Here is a 22,840-nt window from a genome sequence, read left to right as displayed (position 1 = left end):
GGGATTCACCATGAAACGTGACAACAGTAGCGTGCAGGTGGCCAGCATTGGTTTTACCGGCAAGAGCGCCCAGAAGTTCTTCGGTTTGTTGAAGGACGCCCATGTGCGCACGGTGCTCGACGTTCGCCTCAACAACACGTCGCAACTCGCGGGCTTTGCGAAAAAACAAGATCTGCCTTACTTTCTCGACCAGTTGTGCAATGCGGCGTACGTGGAAATACCGGAGCTGGCTCCCGAGCCGGACCTGCTCAAACGCTACCAGGGCAAGCAATTGAGCTGGGAGAACTTTCGGGAGGAATATTTCGACCTCATCGCGCGCCGCCGCGTGGAAAGTAATCTGGATATCGCGCTATTCGAATCGGGTTGCCTGCTTTGCAGTGAACATTTACCACATCATTGCCACCGGATGTTTGCGCTCGAGTATCTGAACCAGCACTGGAATAATCGTCTTTCCGTTACACATTTGACCTGACCGGCGCCGATCGGGCCAGGTTACGTTTTTCCGCCTCATTGGCCGGCGGCTTTCCGTGCCGGCAGGTTACATCTCGCCGGCCGCGCCCGCGTTTCCTTCAGTAGCCCGAATGGTTGCGTGGTGCGAAACGTGGAAAAGCGCGTCCAGTACGCATGTTTTTTCAATGCGTGTGCCGCTCGCTCGTCTACTATCTACTCACGCGCAGCTCCCTGTATTCGTTTCGCCCCATCGCCGGCCACGAACCAACCGGCCGTGATTATGCGCGCCAGGAGCGCTTGCCATGAACATCGACTTTCATTACGGCGTGGTCTACATTGCCGCGCGCGTCGGCGGCATGACGGCCGGCGATGCGCAAACCATCGCGCATGCCTGCCAGTATGTCGACGACGCAACGACGAGCGGAATACTGCGGTTCAAAGGCGGCGAGACATTCGAACGATTCGCGACCGCGCACAAGTTATTCGATTACGTCAATACCGAGAACGACCAGAACCGGCTCGTGTGGACGCCGTTCCATTTTCTGCCGGCTGGCGAGGGTGAAAGTCTCGAGGAAAAGGCGGTTTGCCGGCCCGACAGTGAAGTTGCGCGCGAAGTCGTGCGGCGCGCGATCCGGCAGCGCGATTCGGAGACCGCGTTGCACCGGCTCGGCGTGACGCTTCATACCTATGTCGATACGTGGGCGCACCAGGGATTCGCGGGCATCGAAAGCCCGTGGAATCGCGTGCATCTTCTCGAGGCACAGGATTGCACGCGCAAAGGCTGGCTCGCGAGCCTCGAACTAGCGGTCGCGCATCTGATCGAGCATGTCGAGGAGGACGTTCTGACGATCGCGTTGCCGGTCGGCCACGGCGCCGCGTTGCATTATCCCGACCAGCCATGGGCGCGCTGGCATTACATCGACGGCCGCAATCACTTCATCTCACGACATAATTTGCCGGATTTCGTGCAGGCGGCGGACATGAGTTGTCGTGTCGTGCGAGCTTATCTGGCGGGACGCGAAGATTTCGAAAACCAGCCAGGCATGCCGGACGACGTTAAAGACGCACTGACCCGGCTGCTCGATACGAACCGCGAACCCGACGACAACCTGCGTCTGAGAACCGTTTGCGAATGGGTGAATGCAGGCCGTATTCCAGGTTTGAAAGAACCCGTGCCCGGCTATATCGCCAAAGGACAAGGTTCGTGGAAGTACCAGGCCACCGGTTTGTTGTGCGATGACGACACCGGGGACAGACCGGAGTGGACGACCGCCTTCGAGAAGAGCGACTACCGGCTCTTTCACGACGCGGTCAAACAGCACCGTTTCGTGACCACTCAGGAGATCTTGCCCGCGCGCGGATTACGCATTGCCTAAGTGATCGGAGCAGGGCGCGTCGCCGCGAACGGAGATTCGAAGATCATTGCCGCGTCGCTCGTGCGAACGTTTGCGGTGGCGCCCGTATTCTCCAGTCACTGCATTCGGGCTTGCTGATGCGGCGCAGCCTGAGTCGCCGCCTGCTGTTCTTCGGCGTGCTTTTTGGCCATATGCCGTCCGACGATACAGCCGCCGACCGCGCCGACCACCGCGTGATGTCCCGCGTAGTGCCCGGCGACGCCGCCCACTACCGCTCCTTTCAGGCAACCGGCCGCGTTCGCGGTGCCGGCCATTGCCAACGAGACTGCAATTGCCCCGAGGGCGGTCCGAATAAAACCAGCTTTCATTGCAAGTACCATCGTGTTTGAGTGGATCGGAATTAGGGTGGCCCGGCGTCCATTTCAATAGCCGCCGCGAGCATGGCGGCTGACAAAGGACTCTCTATTGGCCATACGTCCGCCGCTGGGCACGGATACGAAGTGTAAATGGACTTGGCCGGTACAGGAGCAACGGGTGCTGCAAGATCGGTAACGGCACGTTACCGGAGCCGGGGCGGTGTCTTTGCACGCGTCGTCAGTGGCGTTTCGCGCATGCTTGAATCCGTTCGCTATAGCGGGCCACGAAAAAAGACCGTTTTCAGATAAAAAGTGGACTACTCTCCTTTGAATATCCAAAGGCCTGGCTATAGTAGAAGCGACTAATGCCAGAAAGCACGGCGGCGCCCCTTTCTGTCGCCGGTGCGGATGACGGGGAAACACAAATGACGCCATCGAATGCAGCGATCTATCAGACCAGGACTTGCACGCCGGAGTCGTTGCGCACCCTCGCGAGCTTTCTCGAATTGGCGCTCGACGAGGGAAAAAGCGTGGTCGTGATGCGGATCGGCAAGCAGGCGCGCAGCGTTTATGTCGGAAATCCATCCGGGGCATTGGAGGATTTAACGGATTCCGGCGTCGTCGACGCTTTCCAGGCAGATGAAATGCTGGTATTGACCCGCCTGGGCCTGAACCGGATAACGGCGGACGGTCAACACTACCGCTTCATACGGAGTGTGAGGTACATTGCCGATCGCCAGGTCGTCGTTTTTACACCGATCTGAGTGGTGGTGGAACCGAAATGAAAAAGAAGAATCAGGAGGCAAGGAAAAGGAAGAAAGCTTCGATGACCCGGTAGAAAACCTGAAAGCTTCGTTATTTGAACGCCACATCGGTGCTCGTATCGATGTATTGAAGCTCGGGATAGGTCAATACACTGCCTTTCTTCCGTCATTCATGGCATAGTTCGACGATTACCACATAAGGAGCAATCAAATGCCTTCGTTAGAGCAAATCCAAGCAAAGCTTAAGAAGCTCCAGGAGCAAGCTGACGTTCTCATTGCCAGAAAAGCACAAGCCGCGGTCGACCAGATTCGCGAATTGATGCTCAAGCACGGTCTCACGACTGCCGATATCGAAGCACAGGCGAAGGCACGACGTGCCGCGCGAGGTCTGAATGGCAATCCGGCGGGTCGCGGAAGACCTGCGGGCACGAGCAAAGCCGCCAGGTCGGCAACCCCGGCGAAGTATCGCGACCACAAAACCGGCGCGACCTGGACGGGGCACGGCCGCGCGCCTGGCTGGATCGCCGGCGTGAAGGACCGCACGGCGTTCCTGATCGACGCTGCGAGCGCAAGCAAGCCCGCGGCTGCTCCCGCCGCGAAGCGCGGCAAAGGGCAGCCGAAAGGCGCCCAGCCGCCGAAGTACCTGAATCGGAAAACCGGCGCGACCTGGAGCGGCCGCGGTCCGGCGCCGGCATGGCTCGCGGCCGTCAAGGACCGCAGCAAATTCCTGATCGATGGCGCGAGCATGGCTGCCGCTCCGAAAGCGGCGAAAACGGCGGCAAAGAGCAGCCAGGCGAAAGCGACCGCGAGTGCAGTAGGCAAGAAGACCGCGGCGAAAAAAGCAACGCGCAAGACGGCCGTGAAAAAGACCGCAGCCAGAAAGGCAATTCCGGCAAGCCGGAAAGCCGCGGTGAAGAAGACCGCCGGCCGCAAAAGCGTTGTGAAGGCGGCAAGAAAAGCACCGGCGCGCAAGGCTGCTGCAAAGAGTACGGCCGCACCCGTCGCGGCGGCTCCCCAAACGCCAGAGACGCAAGCAAGCGCGTAATAGCCGTGGAGTCGTGAAGTAGATGGTTAGCACTTTCGATGCACCCCGGCAGGAAGATCAGGTCTTCCTGCTGGACTCCGCTCCTCATCCGGCAGCCGATGCCGCCGAACCATTCATCGTCGCCAGCGAGCGCCGCGTGATCCTCACTTATCCGCTCGCGGAGTCGGACTTTGAACGGTTCGGGCCATTCGATCCCGACGACGATCCTTTTTGCGCGGTGCTGTTCGCCGACGCCATCTTTCACCGTCTCGGGCCGCCGGGCGATGACGATCTCGCCATTCATCCGCTCGCGGCCCAAGGTCTCGTCGGCTGCGCGGTGCATGAAGTCGTCAATTCGTCGTTGTGCGCCGAGATTGCCGCCGTGGCGACAGACTCCGTCGCCATTGCTCCCGAGGCACCGGCGCGGCGGCATTTCGTCATTACGTTTCAGGCATCGACGTTCGAATGCGTGGCGTCGGACTTTACGGTCATCGGCGTATTCGGCGCGGGCGAAATCGCAAGCCGCGAGGCGTTTGCATTGGTCAGATAAAGCGTTGGAACTAGAAAGCAAGGCGCGGTCCTGAGCCGGGCACGCGCCGTGCATGACGGGCTGATAGTGAAAGCCAGGCACGAGTGCGGCATTCCCCCGTCGGATGCGGGACTCGTATGCCGTGACCCGCCGCCTGCCATCGAGGCCACGCATGCTGACCATTTCTATTACCGCGTTCGTCACGCTCGTGATCGTTCTCCTGATCGCCAATCTGTCGAGCGGCGAGAAGAAAATAGAACACAGAATCGAGCGGCTTTATAAGAGCGAAGATCCGCAATTCCTTCGTTCGATGGGTTTATTGCTCGGTCCACCCGTGGTGCCGGGTAATCGCTTCGAGATGCTGCTCAACGGCGACCAGATCTTTCCGTCGATGCTCGAGGGCATTCGGTCGGCGCGCGAAACCATCACATTTGAAACGTTCATTTACTGGTCTGGCGAGATCGGCGGACAGATTGCGCGTGCGCTTGCCGATAAGGCGCGCGAAGGTGTCGCCGTGCATGTACTGCTCGACTGGGTCGGTTCGTCGAAAATGGATCGGCATTCTCTGCAACTGCTGCGGGAGGCCGGCGCCGAAGTGGTCAAGTATCACAAGCCGCATTGGACCGGACTCGGTCGCATGAACGACCGTACGCACCGCAAACTATTGGTGATCGACGGCCGGATCGGTTTTACCGGCGGGGTCGGGATAGCGCCGGAGTGGACTGGCAATGCGCAGGACGAAAAGCATTGGCGCGATACGCATTTTCGCGTGACGGGTCCAGTGGTCGGCCATATGCAGGCCGTGTTCATGGACAACTGGATCAAGGCGACCAGCAGCGTATTGCACGGTACCGAGTATTTTCCGCACATCGATGCCGAGCCGAAAGGAGCGGGCCAGGGTCTCGCGCATATGTTCAGCAGTTCGCCGTCGGGCGGCAGTGACGACATGCAGTTGATGTATCTGATGGCCATCACCGCCGCCACGCGCAGTTTGCAGCTTGCGAGCGCGTACTTCGTGCCCGACAAGCTCACCATCAACGCGATCGTCGAAGCCGCGAAACGCGGCGTGAAAGTACAGATCGTCACGCCGGGCAAGCGCATCGACACGCACACGGTGCGCGAAGCGTCGCGTGCATGTTGGGGCGATCTACTGAAAGCGGGCGTCGAGATCTACGAGTACCAACCGACCATGTTCCATTGCAAGTTGCTGGTAGTCGACGAGTATATGGTGTCGGTCGGCTCGACGAACTTCGATAGCCGCTCGTTCAAGCTGAACGACGAAGCGAACCTGAACATCTACGACCGCGATTTCGCCACGCAGCAGACCGCCGTGTTCGACGACGACATCGCGAAGTCGAAGCGCGTCACGCTCGAAGCATGGACGCGGCGTTCGTTCACCGAGAAGCTCGTCGAAAAATTCGTGCGGCTACTGGACACGCAGCTTTGAATGCCGGTGCGAACGAGACGAAGCGCCGACGGATCAGTCAACGGAGCTGCTCAGATACGCTTCGACGTCGGGGCGCGCTGCTCGCTTGCCGTTGCGGCGCTCAACGGCAGCCACATCGACGAGGCGCGCCTTTGCGTGTTGATACGCATTGGCAAAGCCGCGCAGTTGTTGCGTGACCGGACGATCGTCGAGCCGGCGTCGTGTGAGCGCTTGCGCGATGCTGCGTTCGATCAGCGCCAACTGGCTGTCGATATAGTCGATGCACAGTTCGCGGCAGCGCGAGGATACCGCCGCGACGCAAAGCAGTGCGGGCACGAGCGAGATCGTCAGAAAACCGCCCGCGGGTATGCGTGCGAGCGCGGCGGGTGAATCGAACAGGTCGGCGCGCAATGCGTCGAACACGGCTTGCGTCCAGATCGCGCGCTCCTGTTCGAGCGCGCGACGCCGTCGCGCGAGCGCATCTTCAGCATGCGGATCGGCAAGGCGGCCCTCGTCGACCAGCAACGCCGCATCGTCGCGTTTGCCTTCCTGGATGCATGCACTGCCGACATAGACGGCGCTGTCGCCGCGTTCCGCCAATACCAGGTGTTGCAGACTGTTCGGGAGGAGCGGGTCGAGCGGTACCACTTCGCACGTCAGCGGCTTGCCTTGCAGATGAATCGCGCAGCGCCCGTCGTCCGCCAGCGCAGGGCAGCGCGCGAGCGACGGATAGTCGAAGCCCTGCGCGACGATGCTGAAGGTGTCGCCCGCGCGATACAGCAGCGTATCGGCCAGCGCCTCGGACCCCGCGCAATCGGCTTCGTCGAGCACGGCTTCATGTCGACCGACACGCAGCCTTTCGCCGGGCCGCCTGCGCGCCACGCGTCCAATTGCGATGCAGCCGATAAACCGGTTTGGATGGCGAAACAACTCCGCCAGCGTCATCGACGGGGGACTGTTGCAGCATCGACCGCACGCGGAGCAGGAAAACGAAAAGGTGTTCACCACGGCCGACGTACCGAGTCCTGATAACGCGTGAGGATGAAGTGCGCGACGTCGTTCGAATGATAGGCGGCGACCAGTTGCGCGACCCATGCGTTGTGGCGATCGCTGTCGCGCACGGTCAGCACGTTCGCATACGGCGAGCGCGCGTCTTCGAGACTGAGACCATCGCGAGCGGGACGAAGACCTGAGCGCGCCGCTGTGTCGCTGTCGATCACCGCGAACGCGACGCTGTTCAACGTGTCGTACAGACGCGCACGCGGTACCCCGCGAATCTTCAGATGGAGGCGGTTGCTCGTGATGTCGGCGAGCGTCGCGTGCAGGCCCGCGCTATCGCGGAACGTCAGCAGCGTTTCGTTTTGCAGAAGGATCAGCGCGCGTGCCGTGCCGGCGGGGTCGTCGGGAATCGCAATCGTCGCGCCGCGCTGCAATTGCACGAGGTTCGTCAGCTTGCGCGAGTACAGCGCGACCGGAAACGTGACGGTCGTGGCCACACTCGTCAGTGCGTAGCCATGCAGTTTGCGCTGTGCGTCGAGTGCGGATTCGTCTTCGAAGCTCGCGACGTCGATCTGTTTCGCGACGAGCGCCGCGTCGATCCGCGACGGCTGATCGAACACCACGACGTCGAGCGCGAGACCCTCGGTCGCGGCGACCCGGCGCACTTCGTTCATGATCTCGGCTTGCGGGCCCGAACTCACGCCGACCCTGATCGTCCGCGAGGCGGCGTGCGAGGGTACAGGAAGCAACGCAGGCAACACCGAGAGCGCAAGCGCGGCAATCGCATATCGCTTCATGACGCATTCCTCGACACCGTGCGAAAGCCGATATGCGAAGCCGGCAAATCGGCTTCCTGCTGCTCGCGCGACGCCGCGCGATATCTGACGCAGTAGTCGCGCGAGCACAGGAACGAGCCGCCTTTGATGACCATCGGCGTATCGTGGCGGCGGCTGATTGGCGCCACGGCGGCAGTATCGCCGTTCGTATGCGACTGGTGCGGACCGCTGTACACGTCCTTGGTCCACTCCCACGCATTGCCGATCATGTCGTAAAGCCTGAAGTCGTTCGCCGCATAGCAGCCGACCGGTGAAAGGCCGACATGGCCGTCCTCGCCGGTGTCGAGCACCGGAAACACGCCTTGCCAGTAGTTCGCGCTCGGCTTGCCGCGCGCGTCGCGCGGCGCGGTGTCGAGGTCCGCGCCTTCATGGCCGGCTTTGCCCGCGTATTCCCATTCGGCTTCGGTCGGCAGATCGCGGCCGAGCCAGTGTGCGTACGCGAGCGCATCGGCCTGCGTGACCATCGTCACCGGTTGATTCATCCGGCCGTCGAGCGTGCTGCCGGGGCCGGTCGGATGATTCCATGCGGCGCCTTTGACCCAACTCCACCACGCGAGATCGCGCGCGTTCATTTCTTCGCGCGTCGGCGTGTGAAAAACCACCGCGCCGCCCTGACGCTCCGCATCGCTCACGTAGCCGGTCGCCCGCACGAACGCGGCGAACTGCGCGTTCGTGACGTCGGTCTGGTCGATCCAGAAACCGGCAACGTGCGTCTTGCCGTCGCCGGGGCGCTCGTCTTCGTAGCCGAGCTTGCTGCCGAATACGAAGTCGCCACCATGCAGATGCACCATGCCGGCTTGCGGGTCGTCGCGCCAGCGCGCGGGCAGGCCCGAGTAACGCTCGCATTGCTGTTCGGAGCCGAGCGCGACGAGTGGACGCGAGCGGTTCAGGCTGTCGAATCCGCTGGACGGGCCACCGCCGAATACCGCCGCGCTCGCCGCACTGATGGAAGGCGCGGCAAACGCGGCGGCGAATGCGACCGCCGCGATCGCGGCGTATGCGCCATACAGCGCCACGCCGCCTTTGAGCTTGAATGAAAACGCCATCGTGTGCTCAGTAGTAGCCGCGCGGACGCAACGGCTCGACGCCGCCGACGCTGGTCATGTAGTCGTTCCACTGCTGCACGAGACTATCGATGATCGACTCGTTCTGCGCCAACACGTCCTGCGTTTCGCCGCGATCGGCGCTCATGTCGTACAACTGCCAGTGACCGTCGACGGGGCCGAGCGGCGGTTCGGTCCACAGGGCTTTCCAGCGGCCGTCGGCGCTGCGCAGATAACCGCGGCCATAGGCTTCGTCGCCGAACGACGCGCTATGCACCGGCGCCGTGCTCTGATCTTCGAGCTGCGGCAGCAGCGATTGTCCGGTGATCGGATACACATAGCGGTTGTTGTAGACCACCTTGCCCTTGTTCTGATCGACGCCGGTCAGCGTGTTGATGAGCGCGGGCGCGGGCGTGGTCGGCGGCGCGATGTGCGCGACCGCGAGGAACGTCGCGGTGTTGTCCGTCACGTGCGTGAATTCACGCAGCGTCGGCATCTGCGAAGTCTGGCCCGGCAGATGCACGATCAACGGTGTGGACACGCCGCCTTCGCCCGAATAACCCTTGGTCAAGCGGAACGGCGTCGCGCTGACTTCGGCCCAGCGCAAACCGTATTGCAGACGTTGCGCGTTCTGCTTGCCGCTGTCGGTGCCGAGTTGCGAGTAGGTCGGATCGGCCGCGTTCGCCGTGTCGGTAGCGGTCGGGTCCGCGCCGGAATCGATCGGCCAGCCCTCGGCGCCGTTATCCGACTGGAACATGATGAGCGTGTTGTCGTATTCGCCGATGTCCTTCAGATGCTGGATCAGCAGGCCAATGTTGTGATCGAGGTTCTCGACCATGCCCGCGTAGATTTCCATGTATCGAGCCTGCGCTTTCTTCTCGGCCGGCGACAGGCTGTCCCACTTCTTGTTCACATAGCCGGGGCCGTAATCGGTGTAGCCCTGCGCGGCGCTGTGCACGGCGCTCACGTATTTCGCGCTCGCGGTGCCATTGTTCGCCGTGGCCGGGCTCGCGGCCAGCGTCTCCGACGCGCCGCCGAACGGCACGAAGTCTTGCGGAATGATGCCGAGCGCTTTCTGCCGGGCGATACGCGCATCGCGGATCGCGTCATAACCGGCATCGTATTTGCCGACGTAGTTGTGAAGATAAGGATCGGGCACCTGCAGCGGCCAGTGCGGTGACGTATAGGCCGCGTACGCGAAGAACGGCTTGCCGTCGCCCTTGTTCGAATCGATGTAGGAGATCAGGCGCTGCGTGTAGAAGTCGGTCGAATAGAACACCGCCGGGCTGCCGCCCACGCCGCCCGGTTGTCCCGGCTGGCCGGGCTGCACGTACTTGCCGTCTTCGGTGTAGTTCTTCGAGCCGGCCAGTTCGTGCGCGAAGTGATTGGTCGCGGCGCCGCCGAGCAGCGCGTAGCTGTGCTCGAAGCCCCATTGGTCCGGCGTCTGTCCGCTGCCCGTCGCGCTGCCGACGATGCCCGAGCCGATGTGCCACTTGCCGGCCATGTACGTGTGATAGCCGCCGTCTTTCAGCAACTGCGCAACCGATAGCGCGCGATCGTTCAGATAGCCTTCGTATCCCGGCAGTCCTTTGCGCTCGTCGGTCGGCACGCCCATCGTGCCTTCGCCGACCAGATGGTGATCGGTGCCCGAGATCAGCATCGAACGCGTGATCGCGCAGACGGTGCCCGTGTGGTGATTCGTCAGGAGGCGGCCGCTTTGCACCAGCGCATCGAGATTGGGCGTGTTGATTTCGCCGCCGAACGCGTGGATGTCGGAGTAGCCGAGGTCATCGGCCATGATGTAGAGGATGTTCGGCCGCTTCTGCGCGACGACCGGCGTGGACGCGGGCGCGGCGCTCGACGCGGCGGACGCGCTCGGCAGGTTGTCTTCGCCGCACGAGGCGAGCGTGACGAGGCTCGCGACGGCGGCGCCGATCACGCCGAGACGCAAAGTAGGGCGAAAGTTGGTACGGCGAAATCGAAGTGTTGTCATTGTTATTGCGGGCCGTCAGGTAGGGCCGCTGATGTTAGCAATGACGTCATAAAGGCCAAACGAACGATTTCTGCGTTGCTATCGATGTTTGTCGATATAGCAGGCAGTAGACGGCAGAGGCAAAGACATCGCCATCTACCGCGCTAATTGCCCGGATTGAGCACGGGCTTGTCCGGGTCCGCCTGGGTGCGGTAAGGCAACTGCGCGGCGTGAGGATCGGTGATCGTGTTGTCGATCACGCGCTCGACGTCCGCCGTTTTGGCGAGTTCGGTGAGGAAAGTCTTCTTGTCGAAGCCCGGCGCGACGCAGCCTTCGACGTAGATGAAGCGGCGTTGCAGCGTGAGCCATAGCGTCGATTGCTCGCGCCAGTGCGTCGCGACGTTCAGATTCGCGAGACGCCGTTGCACGCTCTCGGCGATCTCCGCGTCGTACAGATACGCGTTCGGCAAACGGCAACGGCCTTCGATCCAGCAGCTATTGCCGCGTTCGATTCTGTAATGGCTATCGTCGAGCCATTCCTTTTCGGTTTCGAATGGGCCAAGCGGAGTTGGGCAATCGGCGATCGCTTTGGATATCTGCAGGAATGGATCGTGGCCGCGATTGACGCGCGCCGGTTCGCCATAAACGCGAGCCGTGGCCACGCAAATCATCAGACCGGCAAGACTCCGTTCGAACACGCGCTTCATGTCGTGGTCGCTCCAGGTGTGGACCGCTCATTATCGCGCGCCCGCGAACTTCAACGCTTGTTGCGCCGGTTCTCGACCGCGAACTTGATCAACTCGGCCTGTCCTTCGATATCGAGCTTGCGCTTCAGATTCAGCCGATGCGTCTCCACGGTTCGCACCGACAGATCGTTGCGCTGCGCGATCTGCTTGCTCGACAGTCCCTCGGCAAGCGCATCGAGAATGTCGCGCTCGCGCGGCGTCAAGCGTTCGACCGGCGATTGCGTCGCCGACGCCTGGATCAGTCGAGCACCGATCTCCGCGCTGAAGAACGTCTTGCCGTCGAGTACCGCGCCGATCGCCTGAATGATTTCGAGCGCCGGCGAATCCTTCAGAACGTAGCCGCCCGCGCCCGCGCGCACCGCCTGCGTCACGTATTCGAGGTTGTCGTGCATCGACAGCATCAGCACACGAATCGCCGGAAAGCGCTCGTGAAAGAGGCCCGCCAACGCAATGCCGTTCATGCCGCTTTTTATGCCGACATCCATCAGCGCCAGATGCGGCGCCTTTCGTTCGGCCAGCGCGAGCGCTTGCTGCGCGTCGCCCGCTTCGCCGACCACTTCGAAGTGGCGCACTGCTTCGAGCCGTGCGCGCAGACCGTCGCGCACGAGCGGATGATCGTCGACGAGCAGCAAACGCGCGATGGAAGGAGAGGTCGTGTCGTTCATGATGAGAGTTCCTGCAGGGACGGCACCGTTGCATGCGTCGTGGGCAGCGGCACGCGCGCGGCGACGACGGTGTGCCCCGGCTGCGAGTTCAGCGACAGCGTGCCGCCGAGCGCTTCGAGCCGTTCGCGCATGTTGCGCAGGCCGACACCTTCACGACCGCCGACGAATGCTTCGGTCACGTCGAAGCCGCGGCCGTTGTCGGAGATCGTCAGCGCGACCGCATCGCGCGAAACCTCGAGCGCAAGCGCCGCGCTCGACGCCTGCGCATGTCGCACGATGTTCGTCAGCCCTTCCTGGGCGATGCGAAACAGCACGGTGTTGACCGTGTCGGGCAACGTGGCGGCATGCGTATGCGCGATCTGCGTGAAGCCAATCGCGATGCCGGACTCGTCGCCGAGTTCGCGCGTCAGTTGTTCGAGGGCGGCCGCGACGCCGAGATCGTCGAGCATCGACGGACGCAGCGCATGAGAAATGCGCCGGACTTCGCGCAGCGTATCGCCGAGCCGCGTGAGTCCGGTCGACAGGGCGGCCTCGGCGGCGGGCACGCGTGCGTCGCCGCGTTCGAGCCGCGCGAGCGCCGATTCGAGCAGCAGCTTCACGGACACCATCATCTGGCTGATGCCGTCGTGCAATTCGCGCGACAGGCGCGCTCGCTCGTTTTCCTGCGACTCGACGACCTGCTGCGCGAGCCGCTTCAGCTTCGCGTCGGCGCTGCGATATTCAGTCACGTTCAGCACGAGTGCGCACAGCGCAATGACCGCGAGGCCGGCCACCGCGATCGCGTCGATCCACTTCATCGTGCGATCGATATTGGCCGCGGCCTCCGCGTCGATGTGCGCGAGCGCCGTGTCGACGTCGTCGAGATAGATGCCGGTGCCGAGCATCCAGCCCCAGCGTTCGAGCGGCACCACGTAGCCGAGTTTCGACTCCTCCTTGCCGGTCGACGGCCGATGCCACAGATAGCGCACATAGCCGCCGCCGCGCGCGGCCGCGGCGAGTAGCTGCTGGATCGTCGGCGTGCCCTGGCTATCGCGCAACGACCACAGATCCCGACCCACCAGGTCCGGCTCGCGCGGATGCATCAGCGTGCGGCCGTGCAGGTCGTACACGAAGAAGTAGCCGTCCTCGCCGAAATTCATCTTTTCGAGCACCGCGAGCGCACGCGTGCGCAGCAGCGCGTCGTCGCGTGCGTTGTCGCCGCCGGCTTCGTAGAGCGGCGCGATCGCGGTGGTCGCGAGTTCGACGTAGTGCTTTAGCTCGATCTCCTTACTCGCCATGTACGCGGCCTGGGTGGCCGCGTGCTGCCGCTCGGCGAGTGCGGTCGCTTCGCGGCGCACGCCCGTCTCGATGCTGGCGATCGCCACCAGAAAGGGCACGATCGCGAGCAGCACTATCTTTGCTTTGAGTTTCATCGTTGAAAAAAGCCAGTCAACGGGCTACGTAATATTACGTAGACGGCTTACGTAGTTGCGCGCTTGAAAGCAAGCGCGCGAAGGCGAATACTACATGCCCGTCGCATACCGCGCCGCGCGTGGCCTGGCGCTCGAGTGTGCGACGTTCCCCGATGTTCCGCCTGACCTCAGGCAACCGGGCATTTGCGCGTCGGGCCACGAGCCATCGCGCGCGCTGTCGATAATACTCAGGAGACGTTCGTGGAGACCTCCCCCTCGGCCGGCCGTTCATGGCTCTGGCTCATTTTGCTGATCCCTTATATCGCGCTGCTGTGGCTGCCGTTCTATAACGATACGCATCCGCCGCTCGCGGGCTTTCCGTTCTTCTACTGGTATCAGTTTCTGTGGGTGCCGTTGACCTCGCTGCTGATTTACATCGTGTATCGAGGTCTCAAATGAGCGATCTGAATCCTGTGAACCCGGTTGCGATGACGGTCTTCATCGCGTTCTTCGTGCTCGTCACGGTGATGGGCTTTTTCGCGGCGCGCTGGAAACGCGGCGATCTGACGCAGCTGCACGAGTGGGGTCTCGGCGGACGGCAGTTCGGCACGGTCATTTCGTGGTTCCTCGTCGGCGGCGATTTCTATACCGCCTATACGGTGATCGCGGTGCCCGCGCTCGTTTATTCGGTGGGCGCGTATGGCTTCTTCGCGCTGCCGTACACGATCATCGTTTATCCGTTCGTGTTCGCAGTGATGCCGAAGCTGTGGAAGGTTGCGCACGCCAAGAACCACATCACCGCGGCCGACTACGTGCACGGCGAGTACGGCGGCAAGTGGTTCCCGGCGGCCATCGCGCTGACCGGCATCGTCGCGACGATGCCGTATATCGCGCTGCAGCTGGTGGGCATGCAGGTCGTGATCAAGGGGCTCGGCGTCAGCGGCGAATTGCCGTTGATCGTCGCGTTCGTGGTCCTCGCGCTCTATACGTATGCAAGCGGCCTGCGCGCGCCGGCGATGATCGCGTTCGTCAAGGACATCATGATCTATATCGTCGTGATCGCGGCGGTATGGCTGATTCCGGTGAAGCTCGGCGGCTATGGGCACGTGTTCGAACTGGCCGATGCGCACTTCCAGGCGAAGGGTGGCGCGACCGGTATCCTGCTGAAGCCGAATCAGTACACGGCGTTCGCATCGCTCGCGCTCGGCTCGGCGCTGGCCGCGTTCATGTATCCGCATACGATGACGGCGGTGCTGTCGTCGGCGTCGGCAAAGACGGTGCGCAAGAACGCGATCTTCCTGCCGGCCTACACGGTGCTGCTCGGCCTGATCGCGCTGCTCGGCTATATGGCGATCGCCGCTGGCGTGAACGTGAAGTCGGCAAGCGACGTGGTGCCGACCCTGTTCGGCATGCTGTTCCCGTCGTGGTTCGTCGGTTTCGCGGCCGCCGCGATTGCGATCAGCGCGCTGGTGCCGGCCGCGATCATGTCGATCGGCGCGGCGAATCTGTTCACGCGTAATCTGTGGCGCCCGCTGGTGTCGCCGAACATCTCGCCCAAGGCGGAGGCAGCCAATGCGAAGATCGTTTCGCTGGTCGTCAAGTTCGGGGCGCTGCTGTTCATCGTGTTCCTGCCGACGCAGTATGCGATCGATCTGCAACTGCTCGGCGGCGTGTGGATTCTGCAAATTTTCCCGGCCATCGTGTTCACGCTGTACACGCGCCGTCTGAACACGCCGGGTCTGTTCGTCGGCTGGCTCGTCGGTATCGTGCTCGGCACGGGCCTCGCGATTTCGCAAGGGCTCAAGCCGGTGTATGGCCTGCATTTCGGCCACGAGAACTATCCGCTGTATATCGGCCTGATCGCGCTCGTCGCGAATATCGTCGTGAGCTTCGCGGTGTCGGCAGTGTCGCCGCGACGGGCTGCCGTGACGGCCTGATCGACGGTTGTCCGGCTCGATGAAGAACGCCGCGGGGCTGTCGGCCCGCGGCGTTTTTTATTGCTTCGACGGCTGGTGGCTTGGTTGGAGGCGTGCCGTGAGGGTGGCTTTACCGTGAGATGACGATAATTGCGCGATGAAGGCGGGGATTTCGAGCAGGCCTCAGACCATCCGGCTAAAACCGCTCGACTCGAAACGGCCGCGGATCGACCAGCGTCTGCTCGCCGGTCATCATCTCGGCGATCAGCCGCCCCGTCACCGGTCCGAGCGTCAGACCATGATGCGCATGGCCGAACGCGAACCACAGTCCCTGATGTTTCGTCGCGGGCCCGATGATCGGCATCATGTCCGGCGTGCACGGGCGGCGTCCCATCCACGGTTCGGCATCCAGACGTTCGCCGAGCGGAAACAGCGTGCGCGCGATCGGCTCGACCGTGTCGAGTTGCACCGGCGTCTTGGCCGCCTCGGGGCGCGCGATTTCGGCGCCCGTGGTCAAACGGATGCCGCGCGCCATCGGCGCGAGCACATAGCCGTGTTCGACGTCGAGAATCGGATGGTTGAGCCGCGCGCTCCGACGCGGCGCGTAGTGCATGTGATAGCCGCGCTTGACCGCGAGCGGCAGCCGATACCCGAGCCGCGTGCTCGCGCGATCCGACCACGGTCCGAGCGCGATCACCGCCGACTCGGCCGTGATCGCCCCGTCCCGCGTCTCGACCTGCCAGCCTTCACGCAGCGTATCGGCATCGCCGATGAAGAACCGTCCGCCGAGCGCTTCGAAGTACCGCGCGTATGCGGTGACGAGCGCGTTCGGATCGCTGACCGAATCGGATTGCGGATAGTGCAGCCCGCCTTGCAGACGCTTGTCGAGATCGGGTTCGAGCTGTTGCAGGCGCGGCGCGTCGAGCGTTTCGAACTCGACGCCGTACTCGCGATGCCACTGTTCGGCGAGGGTGGTTTCGGCGTCGCGCGCGGCGGCATGGCGAAACACCTTGATCCAGCCGATCGGCCGCAGCAGCGTGCTGGCACCGGCGTCCGCGGCAAGCGCGCGATGTTCGCTGACACAATGCTCGATCAGCGTCGCGTACGACTTCGCGATTTCCGCGTGCCTCGCCGGATGTGAGTTGCGCCAGTAGCGCCACAGGAACGGCGCGACCTGCAGCATCGCGTCGGCGTGATAGCGCACGTCGGGCGACTGGTTGCGCGCGTAGCGCAGCAGGGTGCCGAGCCCGCGCGGAAACGCGTACGGATAGACGCCTTCGCGCTGGATCAGCCCGGCGTTGCCGAACGAGGTCTCGTTGCCCGGCTGCTTACGGTCGATCAGCGCAACCGCGCGGCCGCGTTTCTGCAGATGCACGGCGACGCACACCCCGACGATGCCGGCGCCGAGCACCACGGTATCGAATTTCATGCTCCCTGTCCGCCTTGCGTGTGTTCTGTGTGTTGTCGACGCTCCGCCGTGTTCCAGTGCGCAGCGAGGCGCCAGCTTTCATCTTATACAGGGATAGGTCCACTTCGCTATTGGCAAAAAAACCGCGCTCGGGAAAACGCCCGAATGCCAGGTTCGATCGGGCAAAACCGTGTCTTTCGACGCACGATCGAGCGGGTGACTTCGGACTCGCTGGCGTCAGCGTGTAAACTGCTGACTTTTTTGCGGCCGGTGGTATGTTGCAAGCCCCTCAGCGCAGCGCCTTCACTGGGCCTGCGCTCGTTCGCTTACTGGCCCGTCTCGCCGAGGCCGACGTCGCCGAATCGCGACAATCGCTGGCGGATCGGCTGAGCCAGTGGCTCGGCTGGACCGACGCGATCGCGTTGTCGTCGGCGCTGGATGGCAAGCCGCCGTCCGTCGCTGGCGGCGCGCGCGCGTTCGGCCGTGCGGAAGAGGAAGAGTGCACGCGCGTGCGCCGCTCGCTGGTGAGCGCAATCGCCAGCGATAGCGTGCTCGCCGGCTCACGGCGGCGTGGCCCGCCGCCGTCGTCCGCCCGGATGTCGGCGCCGCGCGTGGCGGTCGACACGCAGGCCGACTACGCGGTGTTCCGACAGCGCTATCTCGCGCTTCAGCAGTCGATGGAAACGGCGATCGGCACGTTGCGTGGCCGGCTGCGCGCGCTGCTGGCGACGCAGGCGCCGTCGCTCGCGCGGCTCGCGGTCGTCGATGCGGTGATGGAGCGTGCGCTCGGCGAGCGCGAGCGGAGTTTGCTCGGCGCGGTGCCCGGGTTGCTCGGCGGGCACTTCGAGCGCTTGCGCGAGGGTGAGAAGCGGAGGTTGGCGGAGGCGGAAGCAGCGGCCGAAGTTGCCGCCGATGCCGATCCCACGCGGCAGCAGTCGGCCGAAGTCGAAGCCGGCGCTGCAGCCACGCAGTTGGAATCAGCCTTGGCTCACGTCAACGCAAGCACCGCAGCCACGCGACTCGCCAGGTGGACCGATGGCGGCAACGCTGCCGTGCCGCTCGCGTCCGAGGCGTGGCTCGACGTCTTCCGCAAGGACATGCAGAGCGTTTTGCTGGCCGAGCTGGAGGTTCGTTTTCAACCGGTCGAAGGGCTGCTCGCGGCTCTTCGCGCCTGCTAACTGGGACCCCATGTCCAGATATCGTATCGATCTCGTTGTATTTCTCGCGGGGCTCTCCGCGGCGTGCTGGATCGCCGTCGGTTATGCCGCTTCCAATCCGCTCGCGTTCGCCGTCACGCTGCTGATCGGCGTCTTCTACGTGCTAGGCGCGCTCGAATTGCGCCGCTATGGTCAGGCGACCGCCACGCTGACGGGCACGCTCGCCGCGTTGTCCGGACCACCGCCGAGCCTCGGCGCGTTTCTCGAAGCTGTCCATCCGAGTCTGCGCAATAGCGTGCGGCTGCGCGTCGAAGGCGAGCGCGTCGCGTTGCCGGGACCCGCGCTGACGCCGTATCTGGTCGGTCTGCTGGTGCTGCTCGGCATGCTCGGCACGCTGCTCGGCATGGTGATGACGCTGCGCGGCACCGGCCTTGCGCTGGAGAGCGCGAGCGACCTGCAGGCGATCCGCGCATCGCTGGCCGCGCCGGTCAAGGGGCTGGGCTTCGCGTTCGGCACGTCGATCGCGGGTGTCGCGACGTCCGCGATGCTCGGGCTGCTGTCCGCGCTGTCCCGCCGCGAGCGGCTCGAAGCGGCGCAACAGCTCGACGCGAAGATCGCGACGACTTTGCGCGTCTACTCGCAGAGCCATCAGCGCGAAGAAAGCTTCCGGCTGCTGCAACGCCAGGCCGAAGCGACGCCGCTACTGGTCGAACGTCTGCAGACGATGATGAGCGCGCTCGAACAGCAGAGCGCGGCGTCGAACGAGCGGCAGATCGCGAGCCTCGACGCGTTTTACGGCCGCACCGAAGCCGCCTATCTGCGTCTCGCCGGTGTGATCGAGCAGTCGCTGAAGGACAGCGTGGCCGGCAGCGCGCAGGCCGCCGGCAAGGCCCTGCAGCCGGTCGTCGAAGCGACGATGGCCGGCCTCTCGCGCGAAACCGCCGCGTTGCACGACGCGGTGACCCAGGCCGTGCAGCGCCAGCTCGACGGCATGTCGAGCGGCTTCGCGGCGACCAGCGCGAACGTCGCCGAGATTTGCCACAGCGCGCTCGCCGGACATCGGCAGGCGAGCGACGAGTTGGCCGCGCAACAGCGCGCTTCGGTCGAACGCGTTGCCGAAGCGTTCGAACAGCGCTCGCTCGCGCTGCTCGACGGCGTGTCCGCGCGGCTCGAAGCGACGGCGAGCGGCATGTCGCAGGCCTGGGGCGACGCGTTGGCTCAGCAGCAAAGCGCGGGCGACAAACTCGCCGCCAACAACGAACAGGCGTTGGCGCGCGCCGCCGCGACGTTCGAGCAGCATGCCGCGGCGTTGCTGAGCGCGGTCGGTAGCTCGCATGCGAACTTGCAGACCGAACTGAGCGCGCGCGACGAGCAGCGTTTGGGCGCGTGGGCCGAGGCGCTCGACGCGATGGGTGCGAAGCTCAGCGAACAATGGCAGCAGAGCGGTGCGCAAGCCGCCAGCCATCAGCAGCAGATCTGCGACGCGCTTGCGCAAACGGCACGCGATATCTCCATGCAGACGCAAACGCATGCCAGCGCGACGATCGCGGAAATCGATCGACTGGTTCAAGCCGCGGCTGAAGCACCGAAGGCGGCGACAAACCTGCAAGCCGAACTCGCCGCGCGCGACGAACAGCGCTTCGCCGCATGGACCGAATCGCTCGCCGCGATGACCGCAAAGCTCGACGAACAATGGCAGCAAACGGGTTCGCAAACCGCGACCCGTCAGCAGCAAATCTGCGACGCACTCGAGCAAACCGCGCGCGATATCTCCGCGCAGACGCAAACGCATGCCAGCGCGACGATCGCCGAAATCGAGCGCCTCGTGCAAGCGGCGTCGGAAGCGCCGAAGGTCGCTGCCGAAGTCGTCGCGGAGCTGCGCCAGAAGCTCTCCGACAGCATGGTCCGCGACACCGCGATGCTCGAAGAGCGCAGTAGTCTGCTCGCCACGCTGGAGACGCTGCTCGACGCAGTCAACCATGCGTCGACCGAGCAACGCACGGCCGTCGATGCCTTGGTCTCGACGTCGGCGGGTCTGCTCGAACGCGTCGGCAATCGCTTCACCGAACACCTCGAGCACGAGACCGGCAAGCTCGGCACGGTCGCCGCGCAGGTCACCGGCAGCGCGGTCGAAGTCGCGAGCCTCGGCGAAGCATTCGGCGCGGCCGTGCACACGTTCGGCGAAGCGAACGACAAGCTCGTCGCACATCTCGAACGCATCGAAGCAGCGCTCGACAAATCGCTCGCGCGCAGCGACGAACAGCTCGCCTACTACGTCGCGCAGGCGCGTGACGTGGTCGACCTCAGCGTGATGTCGCAGAAGCAGATCGTCGAAGACCTGCAGTTGCTGGCCGCGCAGCGCGCGACCGCCGGAGCCGACGCGGTATGAGCGAGGACATCGACGGTGGCGTGGAAACCTCCGCGCCGATCTGGGCCGCGTTCGGCGATCTGATGTCGGTGCTGGTCGGCGCGTTCGTGCTGATTCTGGTCAGCGTGATCGGCGTGCAGCTCGAACTGTCGAGCAAGCTCGAGCAGGAGGTCAAGCAGCGCCAGGCCGAAACGCAGCGCCGCAAGACGCTCGAACAGGCACTCGCGGGACCGCTCGCGGCGGGGCGCGTGACGCTCGTCAATGGGCGCATCGGCATTAGCGGCAACGTGCTGTTCGCGCTGAACTCCGCCCAGCTGCAGCCTGAGGGTCGCGCGCTGCTGAAGAGTCTCGCCGGGCCGCTGTCCGCGTATCTGCACGCGAGCGATCGGATCCTGATGGTCAGCGGCTTCACCGACGATCAACGCCTGCGCGAAGGCAATCGACGCTTTGCGGATAACTGGGAGCTGTCGGCGCAGCGCGCGTTGACGGTCACGCGCTCGCTGATCGACGAGGGCGTGCCGGCGTCGTCGGTGTTTGCGGCGGCGTTCGGCTCGGAGCAGCCGGTCAGTTCGAATGCCGACGAACCCGGCCGCGCGAAAAACCGCCGCGTTGAAATCGCGCCGGTGCCGCGGCCGTCGAGTACGGCGGCAGCGGAGAAGTCCGGTGCTTGACGACGCGATCCACGCGACTCGCGCGAGGCTCGATGCATGGCGCGCGAGCGGCGCGGCTCGGCTCGATCCGGTGCGTTTTCATCTGCTCGACGCGCTTACGCGGCGCGCGGCACAGCACAGCGGCGAGCCGCGACGAGTGCTCGAGCAACGATTGGCAGGACTGCTGGCAGAATATACGGCCGAGGTCGAGCGTGCCGTTGCGGCCGAGAGCGCGTCGCAAGCCACGTCCGGTGAAGCCAACGCGGCCAACGACGCCACGCTCGCGGCGCTGATCGAACGCCTCGCCCGCCACCACGCGCGCGCCGATGCTCCGCACGCCGCCGCCTATCCCGATCTGCCCGCAGTCGACTACTTCCGCGAAGTCTGGTCCAAAGTCCGCACCGAAAAGCAGTTGCGCCAGTCGCTCGCGCAGGTGCCAGGCAACGCGGGACCGCTCAATTCGAGCAGCCTCGTACATCGCGCGCTGTCGTTGATGCGCGAGCTGTCGCCGGAATATCTGAAGCAATTTCTGTCGTATGTCGATACGCTGTCGTGGCTCGAGCAGATGAACGGCGGCGCACCGCTCGAGAAGGAAGCGCCGCGCGCCGCGACGACCGGCAAGGGCGCTCGCAAGAAGGCGCGCTGATGCGCTAACGGCGGTTGGAATTTGCGTGCGCCAAGCCGCCGAAGCGTTCAGTCGAAGTCGAACACATCGAAAATCGAGCGCTTCTTTTGATACCCGCGATGTTCGTCGCGACGCTCCTCGTAACGCTGCCGCTCGCTTTCCAGGGCACGCTCGCCGCGCCGCGAGCCGTCGCCGTCATCCTGCGCAATCAGCTTGTCCAGTTCGCCGCGATCGAGCCATACGCCTGGGCAGTCCGGACAGTAATCGATTTCGATCGAGCGGCGCTCGGTCATCAACAGATCGGTCGTTTTGCAGACTGGGCATTTCATCACGGCATCACTCCTCGCTGCTTGCCAGACGTTTCGTTTTCGCGCGCCGCGCGAGCGTGTTCATCGCCTCGACGAACGCGGAAAACGCCATTGCCGCATAGATATACGCCTTCGGAACGTGCGAGCCGAAACCATCGGCGATCAGTGTCATGCCGATCACGAGCAGGAAGCTCAGCGCCAGCATCACGATGGTCGGATTGCGATCGATGAAGCGCGCGAGCGGCTGCGCCGCGAACAGCATCACCATGATCGACACGATCACCGCGACGAACATGATCGGCAGGTGCTCGGTCATGCCGACCGCGGTGATGATGCTGTCGACGGAAAACACGAGGTCGAGCAGGATGATCTGGCCGATCGCGGCCGCCACGGTCAACTGTACGGTCGAGCTGGTTTTCGCGGCGACTTCGTCATCGGGGATCATGTGCTGACGGATTTCGGTGGTCGCCTTCCACACGAGGAACAGGCCGCCGCCGACGAGGATCAGGTCGCGCCACGAAAAGCCATGATCGAACAGCGTGAACGCGACCGCGGTCAGCTTCGTGATCCACGCGATGGTGCCGAGCAGAAGCAGCCGCATCACCAGCGCGAGCAGCAGCCCGATGCGCTGCGTGCGCGCGCGTTGCGCTTCCGGCAAGCGGTTGCTGAGGATCGAAATGAAGATCAGGTTATCGATGCCGAGCACGATCTCCATCACGATCAACGTGACGAGCGCGGCCCACGCGGCGGGATCGGCAACGAGTGCGAACAGGGAGTCCATGAGGTGGCGGAATCGAGTGCGCCGCGAGCGGCGGAACAGCCATCATGGGCCTATTCGCGGTTCGAATGAAC

Annotated in this window: 23 protein-coding genes; 12 read left to right on the top strand and 11 right to left on the bottom strand. The window is 63.8% G+C overall.

The features are described from left to right. Positions 1–10: 10 nt before the first annotated feature. Together OKW41_RS16290 and OKW41_RS16285 are read left to right on the top strand one after the other, a co-directional pair. A complete protein-coding gene (locus OKW41_RS16290) occupies positions 11–472 on the top strand; it encodes a DUF488 family protein (RefSeq protein WP_429573426.1) in 462 nt (153 codons plus the stop codon). Between the two features lie 280 nt (positions 473–752). Continuing rightward, positions 753–1,826, top strand: a complete 1,074-nt coding sequence (locus tag OKW41_RS16285) for a DUF6765 family protein (protein WP_429573162.1) — start codon at positions 753–755, stop codon at positions 1,824–1,826. A gap of 95 nt (positions 1,827–1,921) precedes the next feature. Here OKW41_RS16285 and OKW41_RS16280 read toward each other — a convergent pair whose 3' ends face one another. After that, entirely contained in the window at positions 1,922–2,173 is a 252-nt protein-coding gene (locus OKW41_RS16280) for a hypothetical protein (protein WP_429573161.1), read from the bottom strand. Between the two features lie 413 nt (positions 2,174–2,586). Between OKW41_RS16280 and OKW41_RS16275 the strand changes: the two genes are divergently transcribed. The 4 genes from OKW41_RS16275 (at position 2,587) to cls (ending at position 5,925) form a co-directional block, all read left to right on the top strand. Beyond that, positions 2,587–2,925 carry a hypothetical protein gene (locus OKW41_RS16275; RefSeq protein WP_090807114.1) on the top strand — a complete coding sequence of 113 codons (339 nt, stop codon included), beginning with the start codon at positions 2,587–2,589 and terminating at the stop codon, positions 2,923–2,925. A gap of 211 nt (positions 2,926–3,136) precedes the next feature. Beyond that, positions 3,137–3,970: an H-NS family nucleoid-associated regulatory protein gene (locus OKW41_RS16270; RefSeq protein ID WP_429573160.1), complete on the top strand. Its 834-nt coding sequence runs from the start codon at positions 3,137–3,139 to the stop codon at positions 3,968–3,970. A 22-nt stretch (positions 3,971–3,992) separates the two neighbouring features. Then, positions 3,993–4,499, top strand: coding sequence for a hypothetical protein (locus OKW41_RS16265; RefSeq protein WP_429444123.1), 507 nt, complete (start codon positions 3,993–3,995; stop codon positions 4,497–4,499). Between the two features lie 151 nt (positions 4,500–4,650). Next, positions 4,651–5,925, top strand: a complete 1,275-nt coding sequence (gene cls / locus OKW41_RS16260) for a cardiolipin synthase (RefSeq protein ID WP_429573159.1) — start codon at positions 4,651–4,653, stop codon at positions 5,923–5,925. 33 nt (positions 5,926–5,958) lie between these two features. Here cls and OKW41_RS16255 read toward each other — a convergent pair whose 3' ends face one another. The 7 genes from OKW41_RS16255 to OKW41_RS16225 form a co-directional block, all read right to left on the bottom strand. After that, positions 5,959–6,735, bottom strand: a complete 777-nt coding sequence (locus OKW41_RS16255) for a hypothetical protein (protein WP_429573158.1) — start codon at positions 6,733–6,735, stop codon at positions 5,959–5,961. 170 nt (positions 6,736–6,905) lie between these two features. Beyond that, a complete protein-coding gene (locus tag OKW41_RS16250; RefSeq protein WP_429573157.1) occupies positions 6,906–7,700 on the bottom strand; it encodes a MetQ/NlpA family lipoprotein in 795 nt (264 codons plus the stop codon). Continuing rightward, positions 7,697–8,785, bottom strand: a complete 1,089-nt coding sequence (locus OKW41_RS16245) for a formylglycine-generating enzyme family protein (protein ID WP_429573156.1) — start codon at positions 8,783–8,785, stop codon at positions 7,697–7,699. The genes OKW41_RS16250 and OKW41_RS16245 overlap by 4 nt, the downstream gene beginning before the upstream one ends. Positions 8,786–8,792: 7 nt before the next feature. After that, a complete protein-coding gene (locus OKW41_RS16240; protein ID WP_429573155.1) occupies positions 8,793–10,775 on the bottom strand; it encodes an arylsulfatase in 1,983 nt (660 codons plus the stop codon). Between the two features lie 143 nt (positions 10,776–10,918). Continuing rightward, positions 10,919–11,461 carry a hypothetical protein gene (locus OKW41_RS16235; protein ID WP_429573154.1) on the bottom strand — a complete coding sequence of 181 codons (543 nt, stop codon included), beginning with the start codon at positions 11,459–11,461 and terminating at the stop codon, positions 10,919–10,921. A gap of 50 nt (positions 11,462–11,511) precedes the next feature. Beyond that, positions 11,512–12,165 (bottom strand): response regulator, encoded by a 654-nt coding sequence (locus tag OKW41_RS16230; RefSeq protein WP_429573153.1) that lies wholly within the window; start codon positions 12,163–12,165, stop codon positions 11,512–11,514. Then, positions 12,162–13,577 (bottom strand): cache domain-containing protein, encoded by a 1,416-nt coding sequence (locus tag OKW41_RS16225; RefSeq protein ID WP_429573152.1) that lies wholly within the window; start codon positions 13,575–13,577, stop codon positions 12,162–12,164. The genes OKW41_RS16230 and OKW41_RS16225 overlap by 4 nt, the downstream gene beginning before the upstream one ends. A gap of 240 nt (positions 13,578–13,817) precedes the next feature. Here OKW41_RS16225 and OKW41_RS16220 point away from each other — a divergent pair, with 240 nt between their 5' ends. Both OKW41_RS16220 and mctP read left to right on the top strand, forming a co-directional pair. Further along, the gene (locus OKW41_RS16220) at positions 13,818–14,015 is read left to right on the top strand and encodes a DUF3311 domain-containing protein (RefSeq protein WP_090807102.1); all 198 of its coding nucleotides are present in this window, start codon (positions 13,818–13,820) and stop codon (positions 14,013–14,015) included. Next, the gene (mctP, locus tag OKW41_RS16215; RefSeq protein WP_429444114.1) at positions 14,012–15,493 is read left to right on the top strand and encodes a monocarboxylate uptake permease MctP; all 1,482 of its coding nucleotides are present in this window, start codon (positions 14,012–14,014) and stop codon (positions 15,491–15,493) included. Before OKW41_RS16220 ends, mctP begins: the two co-directional genes overlap by 4 nt. Before the next feature lie 175 nt (positions 15,494–15,668). Here the strand turns inward: mctP and OKW41_RS16210 are convergent, their stop codons facing one another. Beyond that, on the bottom strand, positions 15,669–16,901 hold the full coding sequence (locus OKW41_RS16210; protein WP_429573151.1) for an NAD(P)/FAD-dependent oxidoreductase: 1,233 nt from the start codon (positions 16,899–16,901) through the stop codon (positions 15,669–15,671). A gap of 254 nt (positions 16,902–17,155) precedes the next feature. Here OKW41_RS16210 and OKW41_RS16205 point away from each other — a divergent pair, with 254 nt between their 5' ends. Genes OKW41_RS16205 through OKW41_RS16190 form a run of 4 tightly spaced genes read left to right on the top strand, consistent with a single transcriptional unit; the run spans position 17,156 to position 21,701 of the window. After that, on the top strand, positions 17,156–18,058 hold the full coding sequence (locus OKW41_RS16205) for a DUF3348 domain-containing protein (RefSeq protein WP_429573150.1): 903 nt from the start codon (positions 17,156–17,158) through the stop codon (positions 18,056–18,058). A 10-nt stretch (positions 18,059–18,068) separates the two neighbouring features. After that, positions 18,069–20,426, top strand: coding sequence for a DUF802 domain-containing protein (locus tag OKW41_RS16200; protein WP_429573149.1), 2,358 nt, complete (start codon positions 18,069–18,071; stop codon positions 20,424–20,426). After that, a complete protein-coding gene (locus OKW41_RS16195) occupies positions 20,423–21,076 on the top strand; it encodes an OmpA family protein (RefSeq protein WP_429573148.1) in 654 nt (217 codons plus the stop codon). The genes OKW41_RS16200 and OKW41_RS16195 overlap by 4 nt, the downstream gene beginning before the upstream one ends. Beyond that, positions 21,069–21,701: a DUF2894 domain-containing protein gene (locus tag OKW41_RS16190; RefSeq protein WP_429444109.1), complete on the top strand. Its 633-nt coding sequence runs from the start codon at positions 21,069–21,071 to the stop codon at positions 21,699–21,701. The genes OKW41_RS16195 and OKW41_RS16190 overlap by 8 nt, the downstream gene beginning before the upstream one ends. Before the next feature lie 47 nt (positions 21,702–21,748). Here the strand turns inward: OKW41_RS16190 and OKW41_RS16185 are convergent, their stop codons facing one another. Together OKW41_RS16185 and OKW41_RS16180 are read right to left on the bottom strand one after the other, a co-directional pair. Further along, positions 21,749–22,009 carry a zf-TFIIB domain-containing protein gene (locus OKW41_RS16185; RefSeq protein ID WP_429573425.1) on the bottom strand — a complete coding sequence of 87 codons (261 nt, stop codon included), beginning with the start codon at positions 22,007–22,009 and terminating at the stop codon, positions 21,749–21,751. A gap of 7 nt (positions 22,010–22,016) precedes the next feature. Further along, positions 22,017–22,769, bottom strand: coding sequence for a TerC family protein (locus OKW41_RS16180; RefSeq protein WP_429444108.1), 753 nt, complete (start codon positions 22,767–22,769; stop codon positions 22,017–22,019). Positions 22,770–22,840 lie beyond the last annotated feature (71 nt).

It is taken from the genome of Paraburkholderia sp. UCT70 (assembly GCF_050434085.1).
Taxonomy (GTDB): Bacteria; Pseudomonadota; Gammaproteobacteria; order Burkholderiales; family Burkholderiaceae; genus Paraburkholderia; species Paraburkholderia tuberum.
Note: the sequence above shows the minus strand (reverse complement) of the source record. Positions and strands in the feature narration are given on the sequence as shown.

Coding starts and splice junctions, on each gene's coding strand:
- OKW41_RS16200 (WP_429573149.1), top strand. CDS start 18,069: ATGTCCAGATATCGTATCGATCTCGTTGTATTTCTCGCGGGGCTCTCC.
- OKW41_RS16195 (WP_429573148.1), top strand. CDS start 20,423: ATGAGCGAGGACATCGACGGTGGCGTGGAAACCTCCGCGCCGATCTGG.
- OKW41_RS16180 (WP_429444108.1), bottom strand. CDS start 22,769: ATGGACTCCCTGTTCGCACTCGTTGCCGATCCCGCCGCGTGGGCCGCG.
- OKW41_RS16285 (WP_429573162.1), top strand. CDS start 753: ATGAACATCGACTTTCATTACGGCGTGGTCTACATTGCCGCGCGCGTC.
- mctP (WP_429444114.1), top strand. CDS start 14,012: ATGAGCGATCTGAATCCTGTGAACCCGGTTGCGATGACGGTCTTCATC.
- cls (WP_429573159.1), top strand. CDS start 4,651: ATGCTGACCATTTCTATTACCGCGTTCGTCACGCTCGTGATCGTTCTC.
- OKW41_RS16225 (WP_429573152.1), bottom strand. CDS start 13,577: ATGAAACTCAAAGCAAAGATAGTGCTGCTCGCGATCGTGCCCTTTCTG.
- OKW41_RS16275 (WP_090807114.1), top strand. CDS start 2,587: ATGACGCCATCGAATGCAGCGATCTATCAGACCAGGACTTGCACGCCG.
- OKW41_RS16245 (WP_429573156.1), bottom strand. CDS start 8,785: ATGGCGTTTTCATTCAAGCTCAAAGGCGGCGTGGCGCTGTATGGCGCA.
- OKW41_RS16185 (WP_429573425.1), bottom strand. CDS start 22,009: ATGAAATGCCCAGTCTGCAAAACGACCGATCTGTTGATGACCGAGCGC.
- OKW41_RS16235 (WP_429573154.1), bottom strand. CDS start 11,461: ATGAAGCGCGTGTTCGAACGGAGTCTTGCCGGTCTGATGATTTGCGTG.
- OKW41_RS16290 (WP_429573426.1), top strand. CDS start 11: ATGAAACGTGACAACAGTAGCGTGCAGGTGGCCAGCATTGGTTTTACC.
- OKW41_RS16210 (WP_429573151.1), bottom strand. CDS start 16,901: ATGAAATTCGATACCGTGGTGCTCGGCGCCGGCATCGTCGGGGTGTGC.
- OKW41_RS16240 (WP_429573155.1), bottom strand. CDS start 10,775: ATGACAACACTTCGATTTCGCCGTACCAACTTTCGCCCTACTTTGCGT.
- OKW41_RS16250 (WP_429573157.1), bottom strand. CDS start 7,700: ATGAAGCGATATGCGATTGCCGCGCTTGCGCTCTCGGTGTTGCCTGCG.
- OKW41_RS16230 (WP_429573153.1), bottom strand. CDS start 12,165: ATGAACGACACGACCTCTCCTTCCATCGCGCGTTTGCTGCTCGTCGAC.
- OKW41_RS16265 (WP_429444123.1), top strand. CDS start 3,993: ATGGTTAGCACTTTCGATGCACCCCGGCAGGAAGATCAGGTCTTCCTG.
- OKW41_RS16280 (WP_429573161.1), bottom strand. CDS start 2,173: ATGAAAGCTGGTTTTATTCGGACCGCCCTCGGGGCAATTGCAGTCTCG.
- OKW41_RS16205 (WP_429573150.1), top strand. CDS start 17,156: ATGTTGCAAGCCCCTCAGCGCAGCGCCTTCACTGGGCCTGCGCTCGTT.
- OKW41_RS16270 (WP_429573160.1), top strand. CDS start 3,137: ATGCCTTCGTTAGAGCAAATCCAAGCAAAGCTTAAGAAGCTCCAGGAG.